Source organism: Variovorax soli (assembly GCF_031454625.1).
Taxonomy (GTDB): Bacteria; Pseudomonadota; Gammaproteobacteria; order Burkholderiales; family Burkholderiaceae_C; genus Variovorax; species Variovorax soli_A.
Genome location: NZ_JAVDRF010000012.1, coordinates 75,007 through 97,333 on the forward strand (window position 1 = coordinate 75,007; position 22,327 = coordinate 97,333).

The 22,327-nt window shown below is 68.7% G+C and carries 25 protein-coding genes, 1 tRNA gene and 1 pseudogene; 14 read left to right on the forward strand and 13 right to left on the reverse strand.

Annotation, left to right across the window (positions count from 1 at the left end; all coding sequences use genetic code 11):
* Positions 1–426: 426 nt before the first annotated feature.
* The 3 genes from rplM to erpA all read left to right on the forward strand — a co-directional run bounded on the left by rplM (position 427) and on the right by erpA (position 1,755).
* Entirely contained in the window at positions 427–858 is a 432-nt protein-coding gene (gene rplM / locus J2739_RS22680) for a 50S ribosomal protein L13 (RefSeq protein ID WP_309905864.1), read from the forward strand.
* Positions 859–870: 12 nt separating this feature from the next.
* Positions 871–1,263, forward strand: coding sequence for a 30S ribosomal protein S9 (gene rpsI, locus J2739_RS22685; protein ID WP_309905866.1), 393 nt, complete (start codon positions 871–873; stop codon positions 1,261–1,263).
* Between the two features lie 126 nt (positions 1,264–1,389).
* Entirely contained in the window at positions 1,390–1,755 is a 366-nt protein-coding gene (erpA, locus tag J2739_RS22690; RefSeq protein ID WP_106557718.1) for an iron-sulfur cluster insertion protein ErpA, read from the forward strand.
* 143 nt (positions 1,756–1,898) lie between these two features.
* On the opposite strand, the gene J2739_RS22695 is transcribed toward erpA, so the two are convergent.
* Entirely contained in the window at positions 1,899–3,017 is a 1,119-nt protein-coding gene (locus tag J2739_RS22695; RefSeq protein WP_309905868.1) for an anhydro-N-acetylmuramic acid kinase, read from the reverse strand.
* Between the two features lie 21 nt (positions 3,018–3,038).
* On the reverse strand, positions 3,039–4,388 hold the full coding sequence (locus J2739_RS22700; protein ID WP_309905869.1) for a peptidoglycan DD-metalloendopeptidase family protein: 1,350 nt from the start codon (positions 4,386–4,388) through the stop codon (positions 3,039–3,041).
* A 160-nt stretch (positions 4,389–4,548) separates the two neighbouring features.
* On the opposite strand from J2739_RS22700, the gene tyrS reads away from it, so the two are divergent.
* Positions 4,549–5,781 (forward strand): tyrosine--tRNA ligase, encoded by a 1,233-nt coding sequence (gene tyrS / locus J2739_RS22705; RefSeq protein WP_309905871.1) that lies wholly within the window; start codon positions 4,549–4,551, stop codon positions 5,779–5,781.
* An 11-nt stretch (positions 5,782–5,792) separates the two neighbouring features.
* On the opposite strand, the gene J2739_RS22710 is transcribed toward tyrS, so the two are convergent.
* Positions 5,793–6,407 carry an OmpA family protein gene (locus J2739_RS22710; RefSeq protein ID WP_309905873.1) on the reverse strand — a complete coding sequence of 205 codons (615 nt, stop codon included), beginning with the start codon at positions 6,405–6,407 and terminating at the stop codon, positions 5,793–5,795.
* The gene (locus J2739_RS22715) at positions 6,404–6,901 is read right to left on the reverse strand and encodes a FecR family protein (RefSeq protein ID WP_309905875.1); all 498 of its coding nucleotides are present in this window, start codon (positions 6,899–6,901) and stop codon (positions 6,404–6,406) included. Before J2739_RS22715 ends, J2739_RS22710 begins: the two co-directional genes overlap by 4 nt.
* A gap of 123 nt (positions 6,902–7,024) precedes the next feature.
* On the opposite strand from J2739_RS22715, the gene J2739_RS22720 reads away from it, so the two are divergent.
* Positions 7,025–7,960, forward strand: a complete 936-nt coding sequence (locus J2739_RS22720) for a cation diffusion facilitator family transporter (protein WP_405053939.1) — start codon at positions 7,025–7,027, stop codon at positions 7,958–7,960.
* Positions 7,957–8,397, forward strand: coding sequence for a D-aminoacyl-tRNA deacylase (gene dtd / locus J2739_RS22725; RefSeq protein ID WP_309905879.1), 441 nt, complete (start codon positions 7,957–7,959; stop codon positions 8,395–8,397). Before J2739_RS22720 ends, dtd begins: the two co-directional genes overlap by 4 nt.
* Here dtd and ybeY read toward each other — a convergent pair.
* Together ybeY and J2739_RS22735 are read right to left on the reverse strand one after the other, a co-directional pair.
* Positions 8,391–8,843, reverse strand: a complete 453-nt coding sequence (gene ybeY / locus J2739_RS22730) for an rRNA maturation RNase YbeY (RefSeq protein ID WP_309905881.1) — start codon at positions 8,841–8,843, stop codon at positions 8,391–8,393. The two genes, dtd and ybeY, sit on opposite strands and share 7 nt — an antisense overlap.
* Position 8,844: 1 nt before the next feature.
* Positions 8,845–9,795: a PhoH family protein gene (locus J2739_RS22735; RefSeq protein WP_309905883.1), complete on the reverse strand. Its 951-nt coding sequence runs from the start codon at positions 9,793–9,795 to the stop codon at positions 8,845–8,847.
* A gap of 34 nt (positions 9,796–9,829) precedes the next feature.
* Between J2739_RS22735 and ruvA the strand changes: the two genes are divergently transcribed.
* Entirely contained in the window at positions 9,830–10,402 is a 573-nt protein-coding gene (gene ruvA, locus J2739_RS22740) for a Holliday junction branch migration protein RuvA (RefSeq protein WP_309905885.1), read from the forward strand.
* Positions 10,403–10,619: 217 nt separating this feature from the next.
* Here the strand turns inward: ruvA and J2739_RS22745 are convergent, their stop codons facing one another.
* Together J2739_RS22745 and J2739_RS22750 are read right to left on the reverse strand one after the other, a co-directional pair.
* A complete protein-coding gene (locus tag J2739_RS22745) occupies positions 10,620–11,054 on the reverse strand; it encodes a hypothetical protein (protein ID WP_309905887.1) in 435 nt (144 codons plus the stop codon).
* Between the two features lie 56 nt (positions 11,055–11,110).
* A pseudogene (locus tag J2739_RS22750) lies at positions 11,111–11,340 on the reverse strand (CDP-alcohol phosphatidyltransferase family protein); the annotation flags it as partial.
* 108 nt (positions 11,341–11,448) lie between these two features.
* On the opposite strand from J2739_RS22750, the gene ruvB reads away from it, so the two are divergent.
* The 5 genes from ruvB to J2739_RS22775 all read left to right on the forward strand — a co-directional run bounded on the left by ruvB (position 11,449) and on the right by J2739_RS22775 (position 15,961).
* Positions 11,449–12,504 carry a Holliday junction branch migration DNA helicase RuvB gene (gene ruvB, locus J2739_RS22755; RefSeq protein ID WP_309905888.1) on the forward strand — a complete coding sequence of 352 codons (1,056 nt, stop codon included), beginning with the start codon at positions 11,449–11,451 and terminating at the stop codon, positions 12,502–12,504.
* A gap of 12 nt (positions 12,505–12,516) precedes the next feature.
* Complete coding sequence (gene dmeF, locus J2739_RS22760) at positions 12,517–13,500, forward strand: CDF family Co(II)/Ni(II) efflux transporter DmeF (protein WP_309905890.1); 984 nt, start codon at positions 12,517–12,519, stop codon at positions 13,498–13,500.
* Positions 13,501–13,588: 88 nt separating this feature from the next.
* Positions 13,589–14,467 (forward strand): UDP-2,3-diacylglucosamine diphosphatase, encoded by an 879-nt coding sequence (locus J2739_RS22765; protein ID WP_309905892.1) that lies wholly within the window; start codon positions 13,589–13,591, stop codon positions 14,465–14,467.
* On the forward strand, positions 14,467–15,663 hold the full coding sequence (locus J2739_RS22770) for a glycosyltransferase (RefSeq protein ID WP_309905893.1): 1,197 nt from the start codon (positions 14,467–14,469) through the stop codon (positions 15,661–15,663). Before J2739_RS22765 ends, J2739_RS22770 begins: the two co-directional genes overlap by 1 nt.
* A gap of 109 nt (positions 15,664–15,772) precedes the next feature.
* Positions 15,773–15,961 (forward strand): hypothetical protein, encoded by a 189-nt coding sequence (locus J2739_RS22775; RefSeq protein ID WP_309905895.1) that lies wholly within the window; start codon positions 15,773–15,775, stop codon positions 15,959–15,961.
* Positions 15,962–16,028: 67 nt separating this feature from the next.
* On the opposite strand, the gene J2739_RS22780 is transcribed toward J2739_RS22775, so the two are convergent.
* On the reverse strand, positions 16,029–16,451 hold the full coding sequence (locus J2739_RS22780) for a hypothetical protein (protein WP_309905897.1): 423 nt from the start codon (positions 16,449–16,451) through the stop codon (positions 16,029–16,031).
* Between the two features lie 188 nt (positions 16,452–16,639).
* Positions 16,640–16,716: transfer RNA gene (locus J2739_RS22785), tRNA-Met, on the reverse strand.
* A 310-nt stretch (positions 16,717–17,026) separates the two neighbouring features.
* Between J2739_RS22785 and J2739_RS22790 the strand changes: the two genes are divergently transcribed.
* Together J2739_RS22790 and J2739_RS22795 are read left to right on the forward strand one after the other, a co-directional pair.
* Entirely contained in the window at positions 17,027–17,695 is a 669-nt protein-coding gene (locus J2739_RS22790) for a sigma-70 family RNA polymerase sigma factor (protein WP_309905899.1), read from the forward strand.
* Positions 17,692–18,960, forward strand: coding sequence for a hypothetical protein (locus tag J2739_RS22795; protein WP_309905902.1), 1,269 nt, complete (start codon positions 17,692–17,694; stop codon positions 18,958–18,960). The genes J2739_RS22790 and J2739_RS22795 overlap by 4 nt, the downstream gene beginning before the upstream one ends.
* On the opposite strand, the gene J2739_RS22800 is transcribed toward J2739_RS22795, so the two are convergent.
* The 3 genes from J2739_RS22800 to J2739_RS22810 are packed head-to-tail and all read right to left on the reverse strand — an operon-like array spanning position 18,957 to position 22,285.
* Entirely contained in the window at positions 18,957–19,736 is a 780-nt protein-coding gene (locus J2739_RS22800; RefSeq protein ID WP_309905904.1) for an enoyl-CoA hydratase, read from the reverse strand. The two genes, J2739_RS22795 and J2739_RS22800, sit on opposite strands and share 4 nt — an antisense overlap.
* Before the next feature lie 45 nt (positions 19,737–19,781).
* Positions 19,782–21,575, reverse strand: coding sequence for a M61 family metallopeptidase (locus J2739_RS22805; RefSeq protein ID WP_309905906.1), 1,794 nt, complete (start codon positions 21,573–21,575; stop codon positions 19,782–19,784).
* Entirely contained in the window at positions 21,575–22,285 is a 711-nt protein-coding gene (locus tag J2739_RS22810; RefSeq protein ID WP_309906129.1) for a DsbC family protein, read from the reverse strand. The genes J2739_RS22805 and J2739_RS22810 overlap by 1 nt, the downstream gene beginning before the upstream one ends.
* Positions 22,286–22,327: the final 42 nt, after the last annotated feature.

Consider the following 22,327-nt stretch of genomic DNA (forward strand, 5'->3'; position numbering starts at 1 on the left):
GCGCCGTTACAAGCAATCACAGCGGGATCGAGGAAGGCGAGGAGCAACTGGCGATTCTCGGGCATGTGCGCATGCGCGGGTGTGCCGTTGATTCCGACGGGCTGCGCCCCGCGTTGCCGAACGCCATTGGCGGACTGCGTTCCTCCGGTGGCGCAGCCGGCGCCCGAGCCCACGCCCATCTCCGGAGCAGGCTGGTCGCCGCGGGGCCGGAGGTTCCATCAAAGGTGGCAATCGATCTCGCCCGCGTGTGCGCCAGCGACCGCGGGCGGATTTGCCTGCAGCCGCGCTTGTTTCATATAATCGAGGGCTTCGCAGCGTTTTAGTGGCCCCGCGGCGGAGTATTTCACCCACCTAAGAGATTCCCGTCAGAGGAACACCGACCGTGGAAAAGGGCCCGCCAAACCAATTTCCCTCCAAGGAAAGCTCATGACCAAAACGTTCAGCGCCAAGCCCGCTGACGTGAAGCACGAGTGGTTTGTGATTGACGCGACCGACAAGGTCCTCGGACGAGTAGCCAGCGAAGTTGCTCTCCGTTTGCGCGGCAAACACAAGGCCATTTACACGCCTCACGTCGATACCGGTGACTTCATCGTCATCATCAACGCAGCACAGCTGCGCGTCACCGGCGCCAAGCCGCTTGACAAGGTGTACTACCGCCACTCGGGCTATCCGGGCGGCATCACGGCCACCAACTTCCGCGACATGCAAGCCAAGCATCCGGGGCGCGCCCTCGAAAAGGCCGTCAAGGGCATGCTGCCCAAGGGTCCGCTGGGCTACGCCATGATCAAGAAACTCAAGGTGTACGGCGGTGCAGAGCATCCGCACACCGCCCAACAGCCCAAAGTGCTGGAACTCTAAGGAGCCTTGAGAATGATTGGTGAATGGAACAATGGCACCGGCCGTCGCAAATCCAGCGTCGCCCGCGTGTTTCTGAAAAAAGGCTCCGGCAAGATCACGGTCAACGGCAAGGACATCACTGAGTTCTTCGGCCGCGAGACCTCGATCATGATTGCCAAGCAACCGCTTTACCTGACCGACAACGTCGAGAGCTTCGACATCATGGTCAACGTGGCGGGCGGCGGCGAATCGGGCCAGGCCGGCGCGACGCGCCACGGCATCACCCGCGCGCTGATCGATTACGACGCATCGCTCAAGCCGGTGCTGAGCCAGGCCGGCTTTGTGACCCGCGACGCCCGCGAAGTGGAGCGCAAGAAGGTCGGCCTGCATTCCGCACGCCGCCGCAAGCAGTTCTCGAAGCGCTGATCGGTCCGCCGATTGGGCTTATTGCCCGAACTGTCAAAAAGCCGCCTTCGGGCGGTTTTTTGGTTATTGCAGTAGCATCTTTCAGTTGGCCGCTTCGTTCGGCCTCTCCACAGGAGTTCCCCTTCCATGAGTGCCGTTGCCGAAAACGTTCAAACCCAGATGCCCGACCCGATCGTCTTCACGGACAGCGCGGCCGCCAAGGTGGCCGACCTGATCGCCGAAGAGGGCAATCCCGACCTCAAGCTGCGCGTCTTCGTGCAGGGCGGCGGTTGCTCCGGCTTCCAGTACGGGTTCACCTTCGACGAGATCGTCAATGAAGACGACACGACCATGACCAAGAACGGCGTGTCCCTGTTGATCGATGCCATGAGCTACCAGTACCTGGTCGGCGCCGAGATCGACTACAAGGAAGACCTGCAAGGCGCCCAGTTCGTGATCAAGAACCCCAACGCCACCAGCACCTGCGGCTGCGGCTCCAGCTTCTCGGCCTGATCGCATCGACCGTCGCGTCCAAAGCCGCCCCCGGGCGGCTTTTTTATTGAGTGCCGCATTGGCACCTGCCTCACAGCCCTCGCATGCACGGGCAGCGGCCTGTGTGGCCGAGTCTCGGGGCCAGCGCCGGGGGGCGAGACGGTTCAGGCCGGGTAGATCGCGCCCAGAACGCGCGCCCCGCGCGCTCCCGTGACGCTCGCGAGATTGCCGGACTCGCGGCGCATGGTGCTGCGCGCCAGCCAGGCGAAAGCGGCGGCCTCGACCTGCTGGGGCGGCAGGCCGCGCTCGGCGGAAGAGAGCACCTGCACGGCGGGCAGCAAGGCTCGCAGGCGCGTCATCAGGTGGTCGTTGAGTGCGCCGCCGCCGCAGACGATCAGCAGGTGGATGCCCTCGCCGTGGCGTTGCAGCTCCGTGGCGCAGACCATGGCCGTGAGCTCGGCCAGCGTGGCTTGCACGTCGGCCGGCTGCGCGGCGGCGCCATCCAGGAGGCGCGCGGCCAGCCAGTCTGGATTGAACAGGTCCCGGCCGGTGCTCTTGGGCGGCGACTTTGCGAAGTAGGCGTCGGCGAGGCAGCGCGAGAGCAGGTCAGGCAGCACGCGGCCGGTGGCGGCCCAGCGGCCGCCGGTGTCGAAAGGCTGGCCGATGTGGCTCTGGCACCAGTGGTCGAGCAGCGCATTGCCGGGACCGCAGTCGAAGCCCAGCACCGTGCCGCTGCCGGCCGGCAGCAGGCTCAGGTTGGAGATCCCGCCGATGTTGAGCACCGCCACCGGCTGTTCGTCGCGGGCGAACAGCGCCCGGTGGAAGCCCGGGACCAGGGGCGCGCCCTGGCCGCCGGCCGCGAGGTCGCGGCTGCGGAAATCCGCGACCACGCAGATGCCGGTGAGCTCCGCGACCAGCGAGGGGTTGTTGATCTGCAAGGTGTAGCCGACGTCGTCGAACTCGCCGGGCCGGTGTCGCACCGTTTGCCCGTGCGCGCCGATAGCGGTGATGGCAGCGGCGGAAGTGCCGGTATCGGCAAGCAGTTGCTCGACCACGCCCGCATACACCCGCGCGAGCCCGTTGCCGGCCAGTGCGGCGCGGTGCAATTCGTTGTCGCCGCCGAGGGTGTTGAGCGCCAACAGCTCAGCGCGCAGCGAGACCGGGAAGGTCGCGGTCGCATGGGCACGCACCGCGAGGCGCTCGCCGGAGAAGTCGGCCAGGACGCCGTCGACGCCGTCGAGCGAGGTGCCGGACATCAGGCCGATGAAGAGTTCTTCAGCCATGCCGGAACGATGCGGACACGCCTAGTCGGCGCTGGCCTGGACGACGGAAAAGGCCGCCGCCAGCTCGGTGCGCGTGGCCAGTGCCAAGCGCTCGAAGGCCGGGCGCGCGGCCGCCGAAATCGGTGCCCCGCCGTCCTGCTGGGCGATGGTCGACGGGTCGTGGTACTCGCCGTTGATCCGGAACTCGAAGTGCAGGTGCGGCCCGGTGGCCCAGCCCGTCGAACCGACGGCACCCAGGGTCTGGCCCTGCGTCACGGTCTGGCCGGCCTTGACGTCGATGCGGCTGAGATGCGCATAGGCCGTCTGCTGGTTGTTGCGGTGGTTCACGATCACGATGTTCCCGTACCCGTTCTGCGTGCCCGCGAACTCCACCGTGCCGTCGCCGACCGTGCGCACGGCGGTGCCGGTAGGCGCCGCGTAGTCGATGCCGTTGTGCTGGCGCCAGCTGTTGAGGATCGGGTGCATGCGCATCGCGAAGCCGCTCGACACGCGCGTGAACTCGACCGGGAAGTTCAGGTAGGCGCGCCGCAGGCTGTCGCCGCTGGGGCGGTAGTACCCGCCTTTTTGGCCGGGCTCTTGGAACCACAAAGCCTGGTGAAGCTTGCCGTTGCTTTCGAACTCTGCCGACAGCACGCGGCCGGTGCGCAGCGTCTGGCCATCCGCGTCGAAGGTCTCGTAGACCACCGCGAAGCGATCGCCCTTGCGCAGCGCACGGAAGTCGACGTCGCCGGAGAAGATGTCCGCCAGCTGGCTGGCCACCGCATCGGGGATGCGGGCGTCGTCCGTTGCGGCGAACAGCGAGCTGCGGACGATGCCGCTGGCCAGCCGGGTGCCGGGGGTCAGGGCGTCGGCCTCGGTGCGGGCGCTGAAGCTGCCGCCGACCTTCTCGATGACCAGGCGCTTGAAGCCGCCATCGCCATCGGGCATCCAGCGGGCGCTGAGCTTTTGCAGGGCGTTGTGTTCCGTGGCCTCGGCGGTAACGGTGCGCCCGGCGCGGCCGAGCAGCGCCATGCGCGCCTCGGCATTGCCGCGCACGAAGGCGGCCGCGGCATCGTCAGCGATGCCCAGGCGACGCAGCAGCGCCTCGGCGGTGTCGCTCGAACGCGTGATCTCGGTGCGAAAGAGGGTGAAGCCATGGGTGTCGAGCGCTTCCACCTGGTCGGCGAAGGCGAGCGGCTTGACGGCCTCGAACACCTGCTGGACGGGAAGCTCGGACGCATCGGGCCCAAGCGAGGCGACGGCGAAGGCGCCGCCGCCGGCTGACAGCAGCAGGGCGGCAATGGCGGCCGTGATCTGCCGCGGGTATGTCCGAAATGTATGTGCCACCCGGGAAGCAAGCGCTTCCTCGGCGGCCAGAATGCCCTTGATCAAACTACGAATCCCAGCTCAGGTTCTGCAAATCCGCGCTGCAAAGGGCCGTGTCGGAACGGGCGGCAGGACGGTGCGAGGAAAAGCGCCGCTTAGAATCCGGCGCTTGAAAAAGTCGGGCCGAGTATAGCTTCTGACATACGGAAAACTGCCGCATTACTTCATGAAAACGGGTTTTGTTACATCCACAGCTCTGTCCGACGGTGTAGGACGAGCCCTCGAAATTTCGCTTCGTGGAACCGATGAATTGCTGCCCCAGGACGAGTGGGTGAAGAAGCTCCAGCGCTCGGAGTCCACCGGCCGGCCGCTGCGCATCAAGCTGGGCCTCGACCCCACCGCCCCGGACATCCATATCGGCCACACGGTGGTGCTCAACAAGATGCGCCAGCTGCAAGATCTGGGCCATACCGTCATCTTCCTGATCGGCGACTTCACCACGACCATCGGCGACCCCTCCGGCCGCAACAGCACCCGGCCGCCGCTCTCGCGCGAGCAGATCGAGGCCAACGCCCAGACCTACTACCGCCAGGCCAGCCTGGTGCTCGACCCCTCCAAGACCGAGATCCGCTACAACTCCGAATGGAGCGATCCGCTCGGCGCGCGCGGCATGATCCAGCTGGCGGCCAAGTACACGGTCGCGCGCATGATGGAGCGTGACGACTTCAGCAAGCGATTCAAGGCCGGGCAGTCGATCTCGGTGCACGAGTTCCTCTATCCGCTGATGCAGGGCTACGACTCCGTGGCGCTCCGATCCGACCTCGAACTGGGCGGCACCGACCAGAAGTTCAACCTGCTGGTCGGCCGCCATCTCCAGCAGGAGTACGGCCAGGAGCCGCAGTGCATCCTCACGATGCCGCTGCTCGAGGGTCTGGACGGCGTCGAGAAGATGTCGAAGAGCAAGAACAACTACATCGGCATCAGCGAGGACCCCAACACCATGTTCGCCAAGGTGCTGTCGATCTCGGACACGCTCATGTGGCGCTGGTATACGCTGCTGTCCTTCCGCTCGCTGGCCGAGATCGAAGCGCTGAGGACCGAGGTCGAAGGCGGGCGCAACCCGAAGGACGCCAAGGTCGCCCTGGCCAAGGAGATCACCGCGCGCTTCCACAGCCCGGCCGCTGCCGAGGCGGCGGAGCAGGACTTCATCAACCGCAGCAAGGGCGGCGTGCCGGATGAGATCCCAGAGCTCTCGCTGACAGGCGCACCGCTGGGCATCGCGCAGCTGCTCAAGCAAGCCGGCCTGGCGCCCTCGACTTCGGAGGGCAACCGGCTGATCGAGGGCGGCGGCGTGCGCGTCGATTCCTCGGTGATCAGCGACAAGGGGCTCAAGCTGGACGCCGGTACCTACGTCGTGCAGGTCGGCAAGCGCAAGTTCGCGCGCGTGACGCTCGGCTGAGCTGGCAGGCCTCAGCGGACCTCGATGGTCACGCGGCGGTTCCGGGGCTCTTCAACCTCGTCCGACGTCGGAATGGCCAGATCGCGCTCGCCGCGCCCCACCACCTCGATCCTGTGCGCCGGGAAGCCGCGCGCCAGCAACAACTGCCTGACCTGCTCGGCCCTTCGCCGCGACAGCTCGTCGTTGCGGGCCGCGGAGCCGATCGTGTCGGTATGTCCCGTCACCACGATCTCGCCGCCGCTGCGTGCCAGCGCCGTCTTGAGCGACTCGCTCAGTGCCATCTGCGAGGAGGCGGTGAGCACCGAGCCGGCCGCGTCGAAGTACACGGTGTACCTGAGCACCGGCGGGGGCAGCAGCTCGAAGAGCGCCGGGTTGTCGGCCCGCAACCGGTCCGGATCGGCTCGGTCGACGACGGGGGCGCCGCGGGCCTTGGCGGTCGCGCGCTCGTAGGGCATGGACAGCGTCCGCTCGTCATCGTTGTTGGCGCGCACGACCACCGCCGAAGGCGCGCCGTCCGCCGGCGGCAGCAGCACCACGCGCGTGCCGGGTGGCGTGGCGCATCCCGCGAGCAACGCGGCCGACAGGGTTGCCGCGAGAAGTACGAATCGGGGGCGCTGCTCCATCATTGCGCGGTATCCGTTTGCACGATGAAGTCCGCACCCCGGATCGCAATGGTGGCCGTCTGGGTCTCGACGCGCACCGCATCCGGCTGCGTCTTGCCGATCAAGCCGGTGACCATGCGCAGCGATCCGCGCAGCAGCGAGACCAGCAGACCGCCGTCGCGCGTGGTCGCGTCGAAATGGAACTGCTTGAGATCGAGCCGGGACGAAGGCCCCACCACCATCGTCGTGCCGTCGCGCAGCACGAGGCTGGCGGCGGAGCCGGCTTCGGTCTGGAGGCGATCGATGGGCGCGATGGGATCGCCGGCCTGCGCCTGGCGCGTGCTGCCGTCGGCGCCCAGCAGCAGTACCTTGCCGCGGACCGACTTGAGGATGCCCGCATGGTCCGCGCCGACGGGCGGCGTGGCCGGCGCGCCGGCGGCAGGCGCTGTCTGCGCCAGCGCACCGGCCGCGGACAGGAGGAGGCCACAAGCGATCGTGGCAAGGCGTGTCTGGTTCATGGTGTGTGCAGCAGAATTTCTCGATCTGCCGGCGGATGGTACGCGCGACGGGGAGCCGCAGGGCCTGGCCCCGATAATCGGCCTCCCGCTGCGGCGTCCTCTCTCCGATTCCTCTTGTCCTCCCTGCTGCCTTCTCCGTCCTCCGGGGCACTGAGCCCGAAGCTGCTGCTGCGCCTCTCGATCGCGGTCGCGCTGACGACCATCGTGTTGAAGGGTGCGGCCGGCTGGCTGACCCATTCCATGGGTCTGATCTCCGACGCGATGGAGTCCTTCGTGAACCTGGCAAGCGCGATGTTCGCGCTCGCGATGGTCACGATCGCCGCGCGGCCGGCCGACGAGGACCATCCTTACGGCCATCACAAGGCCGAGTACTTCTCCTCGGGCTTCGAAGGCATCCTGATCTTCGCCGCGGCGGCCGCCATCGTGTGGGCGGCGGTCGTGCGCTTGCGTTCGCCGGAGCCCCTTCAGCAGCTGGGCTGGGGCCTGGCGCTGTCGGTGCTGAGCTCCGCCCTGAATGCAGGGCTGGCGCTGGCGCTTTTCCGCGCCGCGGGCTCGCATCGCTCCATCGCGCTCGAGGCCGACGCGAAGCACCTCATGGCCGACGTCTGGACTTCGGCCGCGGTGGTGGTGGGCATCGTCGCAGTGGCGCTGACGGGCTGGCTGTGGCTCGATCCGCTGCTCGCGATCGGGGTGGCGCTCAACATCGCGCGCGAGGGCGTCAAGCTGGTCTGGCGCTCGTCGCAGGGCTTGATGGACGAGGCGCTGGACCCCGAGTCTCAGGCCATGCTCCATGCCGCGCTCGAACATTTCGCCGCCAGCGTGCCCGAGGGCCGGCAGCTTCGCTTCGACGACATCGCCACGCGCCGGGCCGGACAACGCCGCTTCGCCGACCTGCACATGCATGTGCCCGGCGACTGGACACTGCAGCGTGCCGCCGGTTTGCGCGACGCCCTGGAGCAGTCGCTGATGGATGCGGTGCCCGGGCTGCGCGTGACCATTCAGCTGCTGCCGCTGGGCATGGAGGCGCGCTCGACGCAGATCGAGGAGACGCCTTCGTGAAGGCGCTGCTCCAGCGCGTCGCCGAAGCACGGGTCGACATCGCGGAACGGACCGTCGGCGCCGTCGGCCCTGGTCTGCTGGTGCTGCTGTGCGCCGAGCGCGGCGACGCCGAGGCGCAGGCGGACCGGATGCTGGCGAAGATCCTGAAGCTGCGCATCTTCTCCGACGAGGCCGGCAAGATGAACCGCAGCGTGCAGGACATCGGCGGCGGCCTGCTCGTGGTGAGCCAGTTCACGCTGGCGGCCGATGCCAGCGGTGGTAACCGGCCGAGCTTCACCCAGGCCGCGCCGCCCGACGAAGGGCGCCGGCTCTACGAGTACTTCGTCGCCCAGGCGCGCCGGGCGCATGCCGAGGTCGCCACCGGCGAATTCGGTGCGGACATGCAGGTCAGGCTGGTGAACGACGGGCCGGTCACGATCCCGCTGCAGATTCAATAGGGGTTCTTGATCCCGAGGCCCGCGAGGATCTCGATCTCGCGCGCCTCCATCGCCTCGGCCTCGGCCGCGCCGGTCTCATGGTCCCAGCCCTGCGCATGCAGCGTGCCGTGCACCAGCAGGTGGGCGTAGTGGGCAGCGAGGGTCTTGCGCTGCTCCTTCGCCTCGCGCGCGACCACCGGCGCGCACAGCACCAGGTCGGCCATCACGACGGGGCTCTGCGCGTAGTCGAAGGTCAGCACGTTGGTCGCGTAGTCCTTGCCGCGGAACTCGCGGTTGAGCTGCTGGCCTTCTTCGGCGTCGACGATGCGCACGGTGATCTCGCCGTCGGCCGCGAGCGCATGGCGAATCCAGCGGGCGACCCGGTGCCGTGGCAGCGCCGCGCGATGGCGGGCGACCTCGCGAAAGCGCGCGAATTGCAGCGACAGAGACAGATCCTTGAGGGCCATCTCAGTCCCGGCTGGACGCGCGTTTGCGCGCGCCGTCGTACGCATCGATGATGCGGGCCACGAGCGGGTGCCGCACCACATCGGCACTGGTGAAATGCGTGATGGCGATGCCCTTGACCCGCCTGAGCACCCGCTCGGCATCGATCAGGCCGCTCAGCTGCTGCTTGGGCAGGTCGATCTGGCTCACGTCGCCGGTCACCACCGCCTTGGCGCCGAAGCCGATGCGCGTGAGGAACATCTTCATCTGCTCGGGCGTCGTGTTCTGCGCTTCGTCGAGGATCACGAAGGCGTTGTTGAGCGTGCGCCCGCGCATGAAGGCCAGCGGGGCGATCTCCAGCGTATTGCGCTCGAAGGCCTTCTGCACGCGGTCGAAGCCCATCAGGTCGTAGAGCGCGTCGTACAGCGGTCGCAGGTAGGGATCGACCTTCTGCGTCAGGTCGCCCGGGAGGAAGCCGAGCCGCTCGCCGGCCTCGACGGCCGGGCGCGTGAGCACGATGCGCTGCACGGCGCTGCGCTCCAGCGCATCGACCGCGCTGGCCACGGCCAGGTAGGTCTTGCCGGTGCCGGCGGGGCCGATCCCGAGGGTGATGTCGTGCTCGGCGATGTTGTGCAGGTAGACGCTCTGATTGGGCGTGCGCGCGCGCAGATCCGTTCGGCGCGTGGCCAGCGTGATCGCGCCGTCCTCGGCCTCGCCCAGGGTGCTGTCGCCGGCGAGCGTGAGCTGCACCACGGCTGCATCGATGGGGCGCTGGGCGATTTCGTAGAGGGCCTGGAGCACGTCCATGGCGCGCTGCGCATTGGCCTTGTGGCCTTCGACCTTGAACTGCTCGTGCCGGTGCGCGACCTTGACGTCCAGTGCTTCCTCGATGCGACGCAGGTGGCCGTCCAGCGGCCCGCAGAGGTGGCTCAGGCGGGTGTTGTTGGGCGGGGCGAAGGTGTGTCGCAGAATCACGCGGATTTCATTTTCAAAAGCGAAAAGGGCACCCATGATAGGCAAACTCACCGGCATCCTGGCCGAGCGCAATCCGCCGCAGGTGGTGGTGGACTGCAACGGCGTCGGCTACGAAGTCGATGTGCCGATGAGCACCTTCTACAACCTGCCCTCGGCGGGTGAGCGCGTGTCGCTGCTCACGCACTTCGTGGTGCGCGAGGACGCGCAGATCCTCTACGGCTTCGGCACGGCCGAGGAGCGTGCCGCCTTCCGCCAGCTGATCAAGATCTCCGGCGTGGGTCCGCGCACGGCGCTGGGCCTGCTGAGCGGCATGAGCGTCGGGGAGCTGTCGCAGGCGGTCACGCTGCAGGAGGCGGGACGGCTGGTGAAGATCCCGGGCATCGGCAAGAAGACGGCCGAGCGGCTCTTGCTCGAGCTCAAGGGCAAGCTGGGCGCCGAGATCGGCGCACCAGCGCATGCCGCCACCGATGCGCAGGCCGACATCCTGCAGGCGCTGCTCGCGCTGGGTTACAGCGACCGCGAGGCGGCGGCCGCGCTCAAGGCGCTGCCGAAGGACGTGGCGGTGGGCGAGGGCATCAAGCTCGCGTTGAAGGCGCTGGCAAAGTAGGAGCGCGCCGATCTTGGGTTCGCAGGCCTGTGGCTGGTGTGGTTGGCGAAGCAGAGGGTCTGCGCGACCTTGGTGGCGGTGCCGCTCCAGACGGCGCTTCGCCGGTCAGCAGCCTGGCGAAGCGCACGATCAGCCAAGCCGAGACAATGGCGGCCGCCTGGCGAGGCAGGCCGGGGGCCGGGAGAACTCATGAACGGAGCTCCCAGCGATCCATGGTTCAGCGAGCATCCTGCATCGCGAGCGCCATGGCGAAGATGACCGTTTGCGCGATCACCGCAATGCCGTGGCGCTGCATCAGCTGGCGGGCGCCGAGCACGCGGTGGGCCAGTGGGCGCGTGCCGTCCGCACCGCGGCGCAGGCCGAGCGCCGCGAGCGCGCGGTCCATGGCGGACTCCGACGCGATCGTGCTGCGAGCCAGTCCGTCGAACAGCGCCGCATCGAGCTGCACACGCATTGCCAGGTAGCGCTCGGGCAGGCCGATCAGCGCAACGACGGCGAAGGCAGCCCAGGTGGCCGAAGGGAGGGAGCGCCCAGTCAGCGCCAGCACCAGGCCCGAGAGGAGGGAGAGCGCGAGGCCCCACAGGGCGAGCGCGCCGCCGGCCCGCAGCAGCCCGGCAGTGGCGGCGCAAAGGGCGCGGTCGTCGTCATTCATGGCGTACCTTTCCGGAAGTCATCCGATCCAGCAGGGCGAGCCGGCTCGCGCGCGTGCGCCAGCATGCCGTCGATGGCGTTGAAGGCCATGCGCAGGAACATCCATAGCGGTATCAGCACGAAGACCGCCGGGGAAGGCGCCGCGAAAAGAGCCACAGGCCGAGCGCGACAGAGAGGGCGCAGGCCGCGACGGTGCCCTGGTTGGCCGTCACGCCCACGGCATGCAGACGCCGGACCAGCGGCCGCAGCAAGGCCTGGAATCGCGGCTTCAGCTCGTAGATGGACACGCGCACTCCTCGTCGGTGGCGCATTCTGCCGCAGGGGCGTCCGGCCGAGGCCTGTGCCGAACCTCGGCCGGCCGTTCGGCCGACTAAACTGTCCGTCCAGCCAACGCCATGACCATCCAGACCGACGACTTCGCCCCGGCCCCGCAACGCGTGGTCTCCGCCGCACCGGCCTCGCCCAACGAAGAAGCGATCGAGCGGGCCCTGCGCCCCAAGCTGCTCGACGAATACGTGGGACAGGCCAAGGTGCGCGAGCAGCTGGAGATCTTCATCGGCGCGGCGCGGCACCGCGGCGAGGCGCTCGACCACGTGCTGCTCTTCGGGCCGCCCGGCCTGGGCAAGACCACGCTGTCGCACATCATTGCCGCCGAGCTGGGCGTCAACCTGCGCCAGACCTCGGGCCCGGTGCTCGAGAAGCCGAAGGACCTGGCCGCGCTGCTGACCAATCTCGAGCGCAACGACGTGCTCTTCATCGACGAGATCCATCGCCTCTCGCCGGTGGTGGAGGAGATCCTCTATCCCGCGCTGGAGGACTACCAGATCGACATCATGATCGGCGAAGGCCCGGCCGCGCGCAGCATCAAGCTGGACCTGCAGCCCTTCACCCTGGTCGGCGCCACCACGCGCGCCGGCATGCTGACCAACCCGCTGCGCGACCGCTTCGGCATCGTGGCGCGGCTCGAGTTCTATACGGCCGAGGAGCTGGCGCGCATCGTGCATCGCAGCGCCGGCCTGCTCTCGGTGCCGACGGACGCCGCCGGCGGCCTCGAGATCGCACGCCGCTCGCGCGGCACGCCGCGCATCGCCAACCGCCTGTTGCGCCGGGTGCGCGACTACGCGCAGGTCAAGGGCGACGGCCGCATCACCGAGGCGTTGGCGCACAAGGCGCTGGCCATGCTCGACGTCGATCCCCAGGGCTTCGACCTGATGGACCGCAAGCTGCTGGAGGCGGTGATCCACCGCTTCGACGGCGGCCCGGTCGGGCTCGACAACATCGCGGCCAGCATCGGCGAGGAGCCGGGCACCATCGAGGACGTGATCGAGCCCTACCTCATCCAGCAGGGTTACCTGCAGCGCACGCCGCGCGGGCGCATCGCCACGCTGGCGGCCTACCGGCACCTGGGCGTCGCCGCGCCGCAGCGCGAAGGCGACATGTTCGGACCCTGAGGGCGCTTCGTCATGCATACCCACGACCTCAGCGGCTGGCGGCACGAGCACCGCTTCCAGGAAGACAGCCGGGCGGCCGAGCGCAGCACGCGGCTGGTGATGTGGATCACCGCCGTCGCGATGCTGCTGGAAATCGGTGCCGGCTGGTGGTTCAACTCGATGGCGCTGCTGGCCGATGGCTGGCACATGAGTTCGCACGCGGTGGCGATCGGGCTCAGCGCCTTCGCCTATGCGGCGGCACGGCGTTACGCCGGCGATCGGCGCTTCGCCTTCGGCACCTGGAAGATCGAGGTGCTGGGCGGCTTCGCGAGCGCACTGTTCCTGCTCGGGATCGCACTGCTGATGGTGGTGGGGTCGCTCGAGCGGCTGTGGACGCCGGTGGCGATCCACTATCAGGAGGCGATGGTGGTGGCGGTGCTGGGGCTGGCCGTCAATCTGCTTTGCGCCTGGCTGCTCGGAAGGACGCGTCACCACGATGGGCACGACCATGACCATCACCAGGACCGTGAGCACGGGCACGGGCACGGGCACGCGCACGCGCACGCGCATGGCCATGACCTGAACCTGCGCTCCGCCTACCTCCACGTCCTGGCCGACGCCGCTACCTCGGTGCTCGCCATTCTGGCGCTGGCCGGCGGCTGGCTCTACGGTTGGGGTTGGCTCGACCCCTTGATGGGCATCGTCGGCGCGGTGCTGGTCGCGAGCTGGGCGCGCGGCCTGCTGGTGGACACGGGCAAGGTGCTGCTCGACCGCGAGATGGACCATCCGGTGGTCGAGGAGATCCGAGAGGGCGTCGAGCAGGGCCTGGCGGATTCGGAGACGCGCATTGCCGACCTGCATGTGTGGCGCGTGGGGCCGGGCGCCTACGCGTGCGCGCTCAGCGTCGTCACGCACTCGTCGACGCTGACGCCCGACGAGGTGCGGGCCACCTTCACGATCCACGAGGAAATCAGGCACTCGACCATCGAGATCCATCGCTGCCGCGCGACTGCGTGAAGCGTCGCCGCGACGCCGGCGGCCCTGTCACCGAAGCTTCACCGCGGCGCCATGGCGGGGTCATCCGTCCTGGCGACGATGAGCCCCCATGCAACGCGATGACGCTTTTCTTCGTGCATGGCGCGACACGGCAGAGGCCTTTGCGGGTGCGGAGGCGGACGAGGTCTCGCGTCCAGCCCAGCGCTATCGAACCCTCTGGATCTCCGACCTGCACCTGGGCACGCCCGGCTGCCAGGCGAAGGCGCTGCTGGATTTCCTGAAGCACACCGAATGCGAGACGCTGTTCCTGGTCGGCGACATCATCGACGGCTGGCAGCTGCGCCGCCACTGGTACTGGCCGCAGCCGCACAACGACGTCATCCAGAAGCTGCTGCGCAAGGCGCGCAAAGGCACGCGCGTGATCTTCATCCCGGGCAACCACGACGAGTTCGCCCGCAAGTACCTGCACCACAACTTCGGCGGCATCGACGTGGCCGAGGAGTGGATCCACGAGACCGCCGACGGCCGCAAGCTCTGGGTCATGCACGGCGACCTGTTCGACGGCGTGATCCAGTGCGCCAAATGGCTGGCCTACGTGGGCGATTCGCTGTACGAGTTCACGCTCAAGCTCAATCGCCACCTCAATTCGCTGCGTGCGCGCCTGGGGCTGCCCTACTGGTCGCTGTCGAAGTACCTGAAGCTCAAGGTCAAGCGGGCGGTCAGCTACGTGGGCGACTTCGAGGGGGCCGTGGCGCGCGAGGCGCGCAAGCGCGGCGTGCAGGGCGTGGTCTGCGGGCACATCCACCACGCCGAACTGCGCGACATCGACGGCATCCTCTACGCCAACGACGGCGACTGGGTCGAAAGCCTCACGGCACTGGCCGAGCACGCCGACGGCTCGCTCGAGATCCTGCACTGGGGCGAGCACATGCCGGTCACGGCGCGGGCCGGCCGCGCGGCTCCGCGGCAGGTGACGGCACACGCATGATGGGAGCGCCTTCCGCGACCCACCGGACCGTCGACCTGGTGTACTTCAACGCCGGCGGCGGGCACCTCGCGTCCGCGCTGGCGCTCGAGGCGGCGATCCAGCGGGCCGGCCTGCCCTGGGCCGTGCGGCTGGTCAACCTGCGGGAAGTGCTCGATCCGAATGACGGCTTCCGCAAGTTGACCGGCATGGACCCGGAGGACGTCTACAACAAGCGGCTCGCCCGCGGCTGGACCCTGGGGCTGACGCACGAGCTCAAGGTTCTGCAGGCCGTGATCCGGTGGGCCAGGCCGAAGCTGGTGCGGCCGCTCCAGCAGCACTGGCTGGCGACGGAGCCCGACATGGTGGTCTCGCTGATCCCGAACTTCAACCGCTCGCTGTACGAGTCGGTCGCCACCGCCCTGCCGGGCGTGCCCTATGTGACGGTGCTGACCGACCTGGCCGACCACCCGCCGCATTTCTGGATCGAGAAGGGGCAGGACCAGTACTTCGTCTGCGGCTCGCCCAAGGCCGTGCAGCAGGCACGCGAGGCGGGCTATGCGCAAGACCGCATCCATGCAACCTCGGGGATGTTGATCCGTTCGACCTTCTACGAGACCACGCCGATCGATCGCGCCGAGGAGCGCCGCCGCCTCGGCCTGGACCCGGACCGCCCGACCGGCCTGGTGCTGTTCGGCGGGCAGGGCTCCAAGGCCATGCTCGGCATCGCCCGGCGCCTGCCCCGGATGCAGATGATCCTCGCCTGCGGCCACAACGAATCGTTGGCCGAGGCCTTGCGCGCGCTGCCGGCGCAGGCGCCGCGGGTGGTGTTGGGCTTCACGCCCGACGTCGCCCGCTACATGCAGCTGGCCGATTTTTTCATCGGCAAGCCGGGCCCCGGCAGCGTCAGCGAGGCGGTGCAGTTGCGCCTGCCGGTGATCGTCGTGTGCAACAGCTGGACCTTGCCCCAGGAACGCTACAACGCCCGGTGGGTGCGCGAGCAGGGCGTAGGACTGGTGCGCTCGAGCTATGCCAAGGTGCCCGGCGCGGTCCAGGAACTGGTGCGCGACCTCGACCGCTACCGCGCCGCCACGCACAAGGTGCACAACCGGGCCGTGTTCGAGGTGCCGGGCATTTTGCAGAGCATCCTGGCGCAGGCCGAGTCGCGGGTGGCGGGCGAGGCGCTGATCCCGGACCTGGCCGCGCCGCCGCTCGAGTAATACTGACTTCTGACTTTTATCTAAAAAAAGAGTACTTAGGTTCAAATATTTGATTTAGCATCGGCGCCCGGATGCAGCCCGCGCGGTGGGCGGAACGAGGGACTCGACGATGAAGAAGACAGCGTGGATGGGGATGGCGAGCCTGGCCCTCGCCCTGGGCTTGAGCGCCTGCAAGAGCGATGGCACGGCGACGGCGGCGCAGGCGAGCGCTTCCGGCGTTGCCGCCCCGGTCACGGTGACCTGGCGCCCGGCGGACAAGACCGCCGAATTCCTCAGCGCGTTTCGTCCCCAGGAGTAGCAGGGCGTCCCTGTCCCGCCCCATCCTCGGCCAGCCCGCTTCCAGCGGACCTTCTGCATGGGGCCGCTCAGTGCGCGCCGTGAATTCTGCGGGCGGCCGGACCGTGACGGTGCCTGCCGGCCATCGGCGCGCGCCGCGCCTTCGGCGGCCGGGTCGGTGCGTGCTCCGCTGCCATCCAGTTGATGTGATCCTGCCGCTTGAGGGCCAGCTCCAATGAAGCCCGAGCCCGGGCCTTCCGCCTATCCAGCCACGCCAAAGGAGCGGCCACGATCAGGCCGGCGAGCGACACGAAGGCAGCGATCAATGCCGCCACGGTCAGCAGAAGTCGGAGTTCATGCAGGTCGAACTCGCCGGCGGGCGCGGCCGGCAAGGTCGTGGGCGGCGGCGCTGGCGATGGCGGGAACGCGAGCTCGATCCAGACGAGCCCGACCGCCAGCGCGATCGCAAGCACGAAAGTCCAGGCAAAGAATCGCTGATAGCTCTTGTGCACGGCTGCAGGGGAATCCATCGCGCCCTCCGGCGAATGACGGTGCTCGATGGTGCGGAGCGGCGCGCGACGGGGTGTCGGACAAGGCGCACGGCGCCTGCCGGACCATGGCGAAGTTACCCGGCGCAATACTTTCCCGGCTTCCCAAGAAAAAAGCCTGCTATCGATCTGATAGCAGGCTTTCCTTTGGGTGGTGGCTCTTCACGGACTCGAACCGCGGACCTGTGGATTATGATTCCATCGCTCTAACCGACTGAGCTAAAGAGCCGAGCCCAAAATTATAACCCGGCTTCCCAAAGCCTCAACCGGCCTTCGGCAGTTTCCCCAGCTCCTCGCTCACCAGCCGCACGATCAGGCGGTGAAGCGGAGCGCTCCTTCGGCTTCGGCGATCGGCGCCTCCTTCGCGGCTGGCGGCGAACTGGCGGGAGCCGGCATCGCGGCCGCGGCATCGTCCGACGCCTCGGATGCAGGCTGATACGGCCGGGGCCGGCGCGGGGGCTGGCGCGGCGCCTTTTTCGAGCTATCGCTGACCGCGGGGCGCTACCGCCGTCCGTAGAACGAGAGGTGAAAATCTGCCGATGCATGCGCCACCCCCCGCGAACCCGTCGCTCCACGACACCATGCCGGACGACCAGCTGATGCTCGCCTACGCCGACGGCGACACGAACGCCTTCGACGTGCTCTATGCGCGCCACGAGAGCGCGCTGTTCCGATTCGTGCGGCGCCTCATGGGCATTCGTCTCGCCGCCGAGGTCGACGAGGTGTTCCAGGAGACCTGGATGCGCATCGTCGCTGCGCGCGGGAGCTTCTCGCCGCAGGGCGCGAGCTGGCGTAGCTGGGCCTTCACGATCGCGCACAACCTGGCCATGGACCGGCTGCGGCTGAGCGGGCGCGAAGTCGCCTTCTATGCCCATGACGAGGACGGCGACGGCCTCGAGGCCGCTCGCCTGTTCAGCCGCGGCCTGCTGAGCGAGGGTGGGGCGTCTTCGAACGCCGCCCATCCCTCGGCCGAGGAGCTGGCGTTCTGGCGCGCCGCCGGCCGGCGCCTGCTGGCCTGCCTGGACGAGCTGCCCGACGATCAGCGTTCGGTCTTCCTGCTGCACCAGGAGGAGGGCTTCACGGTGGCGCTGATGGCGCAGACGCTCGACGTCAATTTCGAGACGGTGCGCAGCCGACTGCGCTATGGGCTCAGGAAGCTGCGCGGCTGCATGGAGCGCTACCTGGTGGTGCTGGAGCGCCGGGCATGAGCAGCACGATGAACGAGGACAACGGCGATCTGCGCGACGAGGCGCTGCATCGCGCGCTCCTGAACGCGCCGGATCACACCGCGGTGCCGAACTGGCGCCTGCGCAAGGCCATCCTGGACCACGCGCATGAGGCGGTCGAGCCCTTTGCGGCGGCGGTGCCGGAGGCAGCGGCGCATCCGTGGTGGCGGCGCCTCCTGGGCGGCCCGGGCGGTGGCACGCGCATGCCATGGATTGCCGCCTTCGCGACCCTGGTGGTCGGTGTGCTGGTGGCCGTGCTGTGGCAGCGCGAGCCGGTGCCCGGCGCGCGTCCGGACGGCGAGGTACGGTCCGGCGCCCCCGCACATCGCGGCGGCACGCCCGAAGCGCCGGCAAGCCCGCCGCCGGCCGCGCCTGCGCCTGCCCCCGCGTCCCCATCGCAGGCGGCCAAGCGGGCGCTGCCATCGAGCCAGGACATCGCCAGCAGCCAGCTTCCCGCGCCGGAGGTGCCGGCGGAACCTGCCACCGATGCGGCCGCGGCGAAGGGCGCGGGCCCCCAGCGCCCAGCCGAACGCCCTGCAGCGGCGACCGCACCTTCCGAGCTGCCGCGCCGGCAAGCCGATGAGGCCAGGCGCTCCGGCTCGGCCGCAACGGCGGCTCCGCCTGCGCCGGCCCTCGCCGCGCCCCGCGGCTCGTTGTCCGAGCGGATGCGCAGTGAGGAAGAAAGCGCTTCGAGACAGCGCTCTGCCGCGCCGCCCGGTCCTGCGCCGGGCGCCGGTGCCGCCCGCGATGCCGCCGATCTCGCCCGCGAGGGGCGCGCCGCCGCGCCGTCGGTCGCCGCGCCACCCGCGCCCGCCGGAGCCCCCGAGCCACCCAGCTTCTCCGCGCTCTCGCAATGGAGCCGCATCACCATCACGCAGCGCGGCGGCGCCAGCCGCACCCTGTCGCGTTCGGAGGCGCAGGACCTCAACGCGCTGCTGGGATCGGCCGCGATCTCGGCCGCCGGCACTCAGCCGCTGGCCGGCGCGCCCGAGTGGCGCGTCACGCTCGAGCGCAGCAACGGCGATGTGATGGCGACCTTCGAGCTGGGCAGCAGCCAGGTGCGCTGGCGCGAGGGCCGGAGGGGGGCGGCGACCGGCACGCCTTCGGCAGCGTCGCTGGCCGCCTTGCGCGAGGCCTTGCGGCACGCCGTCGAACCGCCGGCGCAGCCATCGCCGCCGCCCCAGCTGCAGTTCAAACCGCAGCAGCCCGCCGAGGCCGGGGCGGAGCCGCCCGCGGTGCAGCGCTAGCTGTGCTTGAAGGCCGGCTTGCGCTTGTTGACGAAGGCGTCCATGCCTTCCTTCTGGTCGGTGGTCGCGAACAGCGCGTGGAACAGACGGCGCTCGAACATCACGCCATCCGACAGGCCGCTCTCGAAGGCGCGGTTGACCGATTCCTTGGCCGCCATGACCGCCACCTGCGAGAAGTCGGCGATGACCAGGGCGGCGCCCAGTGCTTCGTCCATCAGCTTGTCGTAGGGCACCACGCGGCTCACCAGGCCCGCGCGCTCGGCTTCGGCGGCGTCCATCATGCGGCCGGTCAGCGCCATGTCCATCGCCTTGCTCTTGCCCACCGCGCGCGGCAGGCGCTGCGTGCCGCCGGCGCCCGGGATCACGCCGAGCTTGATTTCGGGCTGGCCGAAGCGGGCGTTGTCGGCCGCGATGATGAAGTCGCACATCATCGCCAGCTCGCAGCCGCCGCCGAGCGCGAAGCCGCTCACCGCCGCGATCACCGGCTTGCGCACGCTTCGGATGGTCTCCCAGTTGCGCGTGATGTAGTCGCCCTTGTAGACGTCGACGAAGCTGTAGCTGGCCATGGCGCCGATGTCCGCACCGGCGGCAAACGCGCGTTCGCTGCCGGTGAGGATGATGCAGCCGATGGCGGGGTCGGCGTCGAAGGCCTTGAGCGCGTCTCCGAGTTCGGTCATCAGCGCATCGTTGAGCGCGTTCAGGGCCTTGGGCCGGTTCAGCGTGACGATGCCGACCTTGCCGGCTTCGGTGCGGACTTCGATGTTCTCGTAGCTCATGGGGATCTCCTTGGAAGGAACAATGCGGAACAGCTCGGCGCTGTTTTACTGCGGCACCAGCCAGCGCGCGATCTTCGCGGGATCCTGCGCGGCCAGCCGCCAGGTGGTGACGCCGGTCGGCAGCGTGAGCGGCAGCCGCAGCAGCCGCCGATCGCGCGCCACCAGCGCGGTGATCTTCTTGAGGGGCCCGAGGTAGAGCCCGAGGTCGTCGAGCCGAACGATGCGCCAGCCCTGGGCCGGACGGCCCTTCGCGGCGGCCAGCTCGATGCCGATCCACTCGTCGTTTGCCGCGAAGCCCGCCTGCTCGGCGGCACCGCCGCGCAACACCATCTTGACCTGCACGCTGCCGCTGGACTCCGCCACGCGCAGGCCGAGCGCCTGGGCGCGTTGCGCCGGGTCCTCGTTCGCGGCCACGCCGTGCCGGCCCAGCAGCTCTGCCAGCGGCAGCTCCTCGGTCGAATGCACCCAGCGTGCGATCTCGTCCGAGAACGAGCGGCCCCCGATGGCTTCGAGCGCTGCGCTGAAGTCGGCCTCGCTCACCGGCCCGCCGCCGCTCTGCTTCCACATCAGCCGCATCACGTCATCGAGCGAGCCCTGGCCTTCGCCGCGCAGCGTCAGGTCGAAGCACAGCGCGACCAGCGCGCCTTTGGTGTAGTAGCTGATGGTGGTGTTGGCCGTCTGTTCGTCCTGCCGGTAGTACTTGACCCAGGCGTCGAAGCTGGCCTGCGCCACCGACTGCACATGGCGGCCCGGCGCCTGCAGCACCTGGTTGACGGTCTTGTTGACGAGGCGCAGATAGCCTGCGTCGTCCAGGCGGCCGGCGCGACGCAGCAGCAGGTCGTCGTAGTAGCTCGTGAAGCCCTCGAACAGCCACAGGAGCTGCGTGTAGTTTTCCCGCTCGTAGTCGTAGTGCTCGAATTCGGCGGGCCGCAGGCGCTTCACGTTCCAGGTATGGAAGTACTCGTGGCTGACCAGGCCCAGCAGCGTGGTGTAGCCCTCGGGCTGCTTCTTGAGGCCGAGCTGCGGCAGGTCGCGCCGCGTGCAGATCAGCGCGGTCGAATGGCGATGCTCGAGGCCGCCGTAGCCCTCGTCCACGGCGTTCAGCATGAAGACGTAGCGGTCGTGCGGCGGCTTCGGACCGCCGCGCTTGCCGACCTTGGCGCCGTGCCAGAAGCGAATCTGCGTCTCGCAGATGGCCCGCGTGTCGGCGATCAGCCGCTCGCCGTCGAAGGAGGGCGGTGCGCCGGCGACCACGAAGCGGTGCGGCACGCCGCAGGCGTCGAACTCGGCGCTCCAGAAGGCGCCCATCTCGACCGGGCTATCGGCCAGCTCGTCGTAGCTGGCGGCGAGATAGCTGCCGAAGCCCTGGCGATCGGTCTTGACCGGCTTCAAGGCGGTCGCACAGGACCAGCGCTCCTCGTCCTTCGAGAGCGCGGGCGCGACGATCTCGATCGCATGCGGCTCGTCGGCCTGGCCTTCGACGCGCAAGCACAGGCTCGTGCCGTTGAAGAAGGCGCGCGACGAATCCAGCCAGGCGGTGCGCACCGAGTTGTCGTAAGCGCAGACCTGGTAGCGGAGTTCCATCGGCTTGCCGGGGGTGCCGTCGACCTGCCAGCTGCACTTGTCGAGCTGCTGCACGGCGAGCTTGCGCCGGCCCTGGCTCGCCTGCAGCTGCTGCAGGTTCTTGGAGAACTCGCGCACCAGGTAGCTGCCGGGAATCCACACCGGCAGCGTGAAGCGCTGCCGCGCAGCGGGCTGCTCGAGGCGCAGCGTGATGACGAACAGGTGCGCGTTGCGATCCGCGCATTCGACGCGGTAGTGGATGGCCGCCGCGACCATCAGTGGGTCGCGGCGAGTTGCTTCTCGACCTGCGCCGCCGGGATCGCTCCGGGTGCGCGCGTGCCGTCGCTGAAGATCAGCGTGGGCGTGCCGGTGATGTTGTATTTCTGGCCGAACTCGCGGTTGCGGGTGAGCGCGGCGGTGTCGCATTCGGCCGTCTCGGCCGCGACGCCGCGCTGCATCCAGTCGGTCCAGGCCTTGGCCTTGTCCTTGGAGCACCAGATGTTGCGCGCCTTCACGACGGAGTCCGGTCCCAGCACCGGATAGAGGAAGAGATGGATGGTCACGTTGTCGACCTTGGTCAGGTCGCGCTCGAACTGCTTGCAGTAGCCGCAGTTCGGATCCTCGAAGACCGCGAGCTTGCGCTTGCCGTTGCCGCGCACGATCTTGAAAGCGTCCTGCACCGGCAGCTTGTCGAAGGCCACCTCGCTGAGCTTCTCGACCCGCTCCTCGGTGAGGTTGCGGCGCGCCTTGACGTCGATCAGGTTGCCCTGCAGCAGGTAGTTGCCCTGCTCATCGGTGTAGAAGATCTCGAAGCCGTTGATGCGCACTTCGTAGAGTCCCGGCACCGGCGCCTTGCGGATCTCGTCGATCTTGGCGAACTGCGGAATGCGCGTGCCCAGGTTCTGGCGGATCTCGGCCTCGCCGGCCGTTGCGCCCAGGCTGCAGCCGAATGCGATTGCGGCAAGAAGAGCGGATGCGGTTTTCATGATGGTGGTCTTGCTTGCGGAATTCATGGGAGCACCTTCGGG

Bases quoted from the DNA above. Each gene is read 5' to 3' on its own strand.
- J2739_RS22810 (WP_309906129.1), bottom strand. From the start codon at position 22,285: ATGAAAACCGCATCCGCTCTTCTTGCCGCAATCGCATTCGGCTGCAGC.
- J2739_RS22710 (WP_309905873.1), bottom strand. From the start codon at position 6,407: ATGATGGAGCAGCGCCCCCGATTCGTACTTCTCGCGGCAACCCTGTCG.
- ruvB (WP_309905888.1), top strand. From the start codon at position 11,449: ATGACCATCCAGACCGACGACTTCGCCCCGGCCCCGCAACGCGTGGTC.
- ybeY (WP_309905881.1), bottom strand. From the start codon at position 8,843: ATGGCCCTCAAGGATCTGTCTCTGTCGCTGCAATTCGCGCGCTTTCGC.
- dmeF (WP_309905890.1), top strand. From the start codon at position 12,517: ATGCATACCCACGACCTCAGCGGCTGGCGGCACGAGCACCGCTTCCAG.
- rpsI (WP_309905866.1), top strand. From the start codon at position 871: ATGATTGGTGAATGGAACAATGGCACCGGCCGTCGCAAATCCAGCGTC.
- ruvA (WP_309905885.1), top strand. From the start codon at position 9,830: ATGATAGGCAAACTCACCGGCATCCTGGCCGAGCGCAATCCGCCGCAG.
- J2739_RS22715 (WP_309905875.1), bottom strand. From the start codon at position 6,901: ATGAACCAGACACGCCTTGCCACGATCGCTTGTGGCCTCCTCCTGTCC.
- J2739_RS22805 (WP_309905906.1), bottom strand. From the start codon at position 21,575: ATGGTCGCGGCGGCCATCCACTACCGCGTCGAATGCGCGGATCGCAAC.
- J2739_RS22745 (WP_309905887.1), bottom strand. From the start codon at position 11,054: ATGAATGACGACGACCGCGCCCTTTGCGCCGCCACTGCCGGGCTGCTG.
- J2739_RS22695 (WP_309905868.1), bottom strand. From the start codon at position 3,017: ATGGCTGAAGAACTCTTCATCGGCCTGATGTCCGGCACCTCGCTCGAC.
- tyrS (WP_309905871.1), top strand. From the start codon at position 4,549: ATGAAAACGGGTTTTGTTACATCCACAGCTCTGTCCGACGGTGTAGGA.
- J2739_RS22800 (WP_309905904.1), bottom strand. From the start codon at position 19,736: ATGAGCTACGAGAACATCGAAGTCCGCACCGAAGCCGGCAAGGTCGGC.
- rplM (WP_309905864.1), top strand. From the start codon at position 427: ATGACCAAAACGTTCAGCGCCAAGCCCGCTGACGTGAAGCACGAGTGG.
- J2739_RS22790 (WP_309905899.1), top strand. From the start codon at position 17,027: ATGCATGCGCCACCCCCCGCGAACCCGTCGCTCCACGACACCATGCCG.
- J2739_RS22765 (WP_309905892.1), top strand. From the start codon at position 13,589: ATGCAACGCGATGACGCTTTTCTTCGTGCATGGCGCGACACGGCAGAG.
- erpA (WP_106557718.1), top strand. From the start codon at position 1,390: ATGAGTGCCGTTGCCGAAAACGTTCAAACCCAGATGCCCGACCCGATC.
- J2739_RS22770 (WP_309905893.1), top strand. From the start codon at position 14,467: ATGGGAGCGCCTTCCGCGACCCACCGGACCGTCGACCTGGTGTACTTC.
- J2739_RS22775 (WP_309905895.1), top strand. From the start codon at position 15,773: ATGAAGAAGACAGCGTGGATGGGGATGGCGAGCCTGGCCCTCGCCCTG.
- J2739_RS22795 (WP_309905902.1), top strand. From the start codon at position 17,692: ATGAGCAGCACGATGAACGAGGACAACGGCGATCTGCGCGACGAGGCG.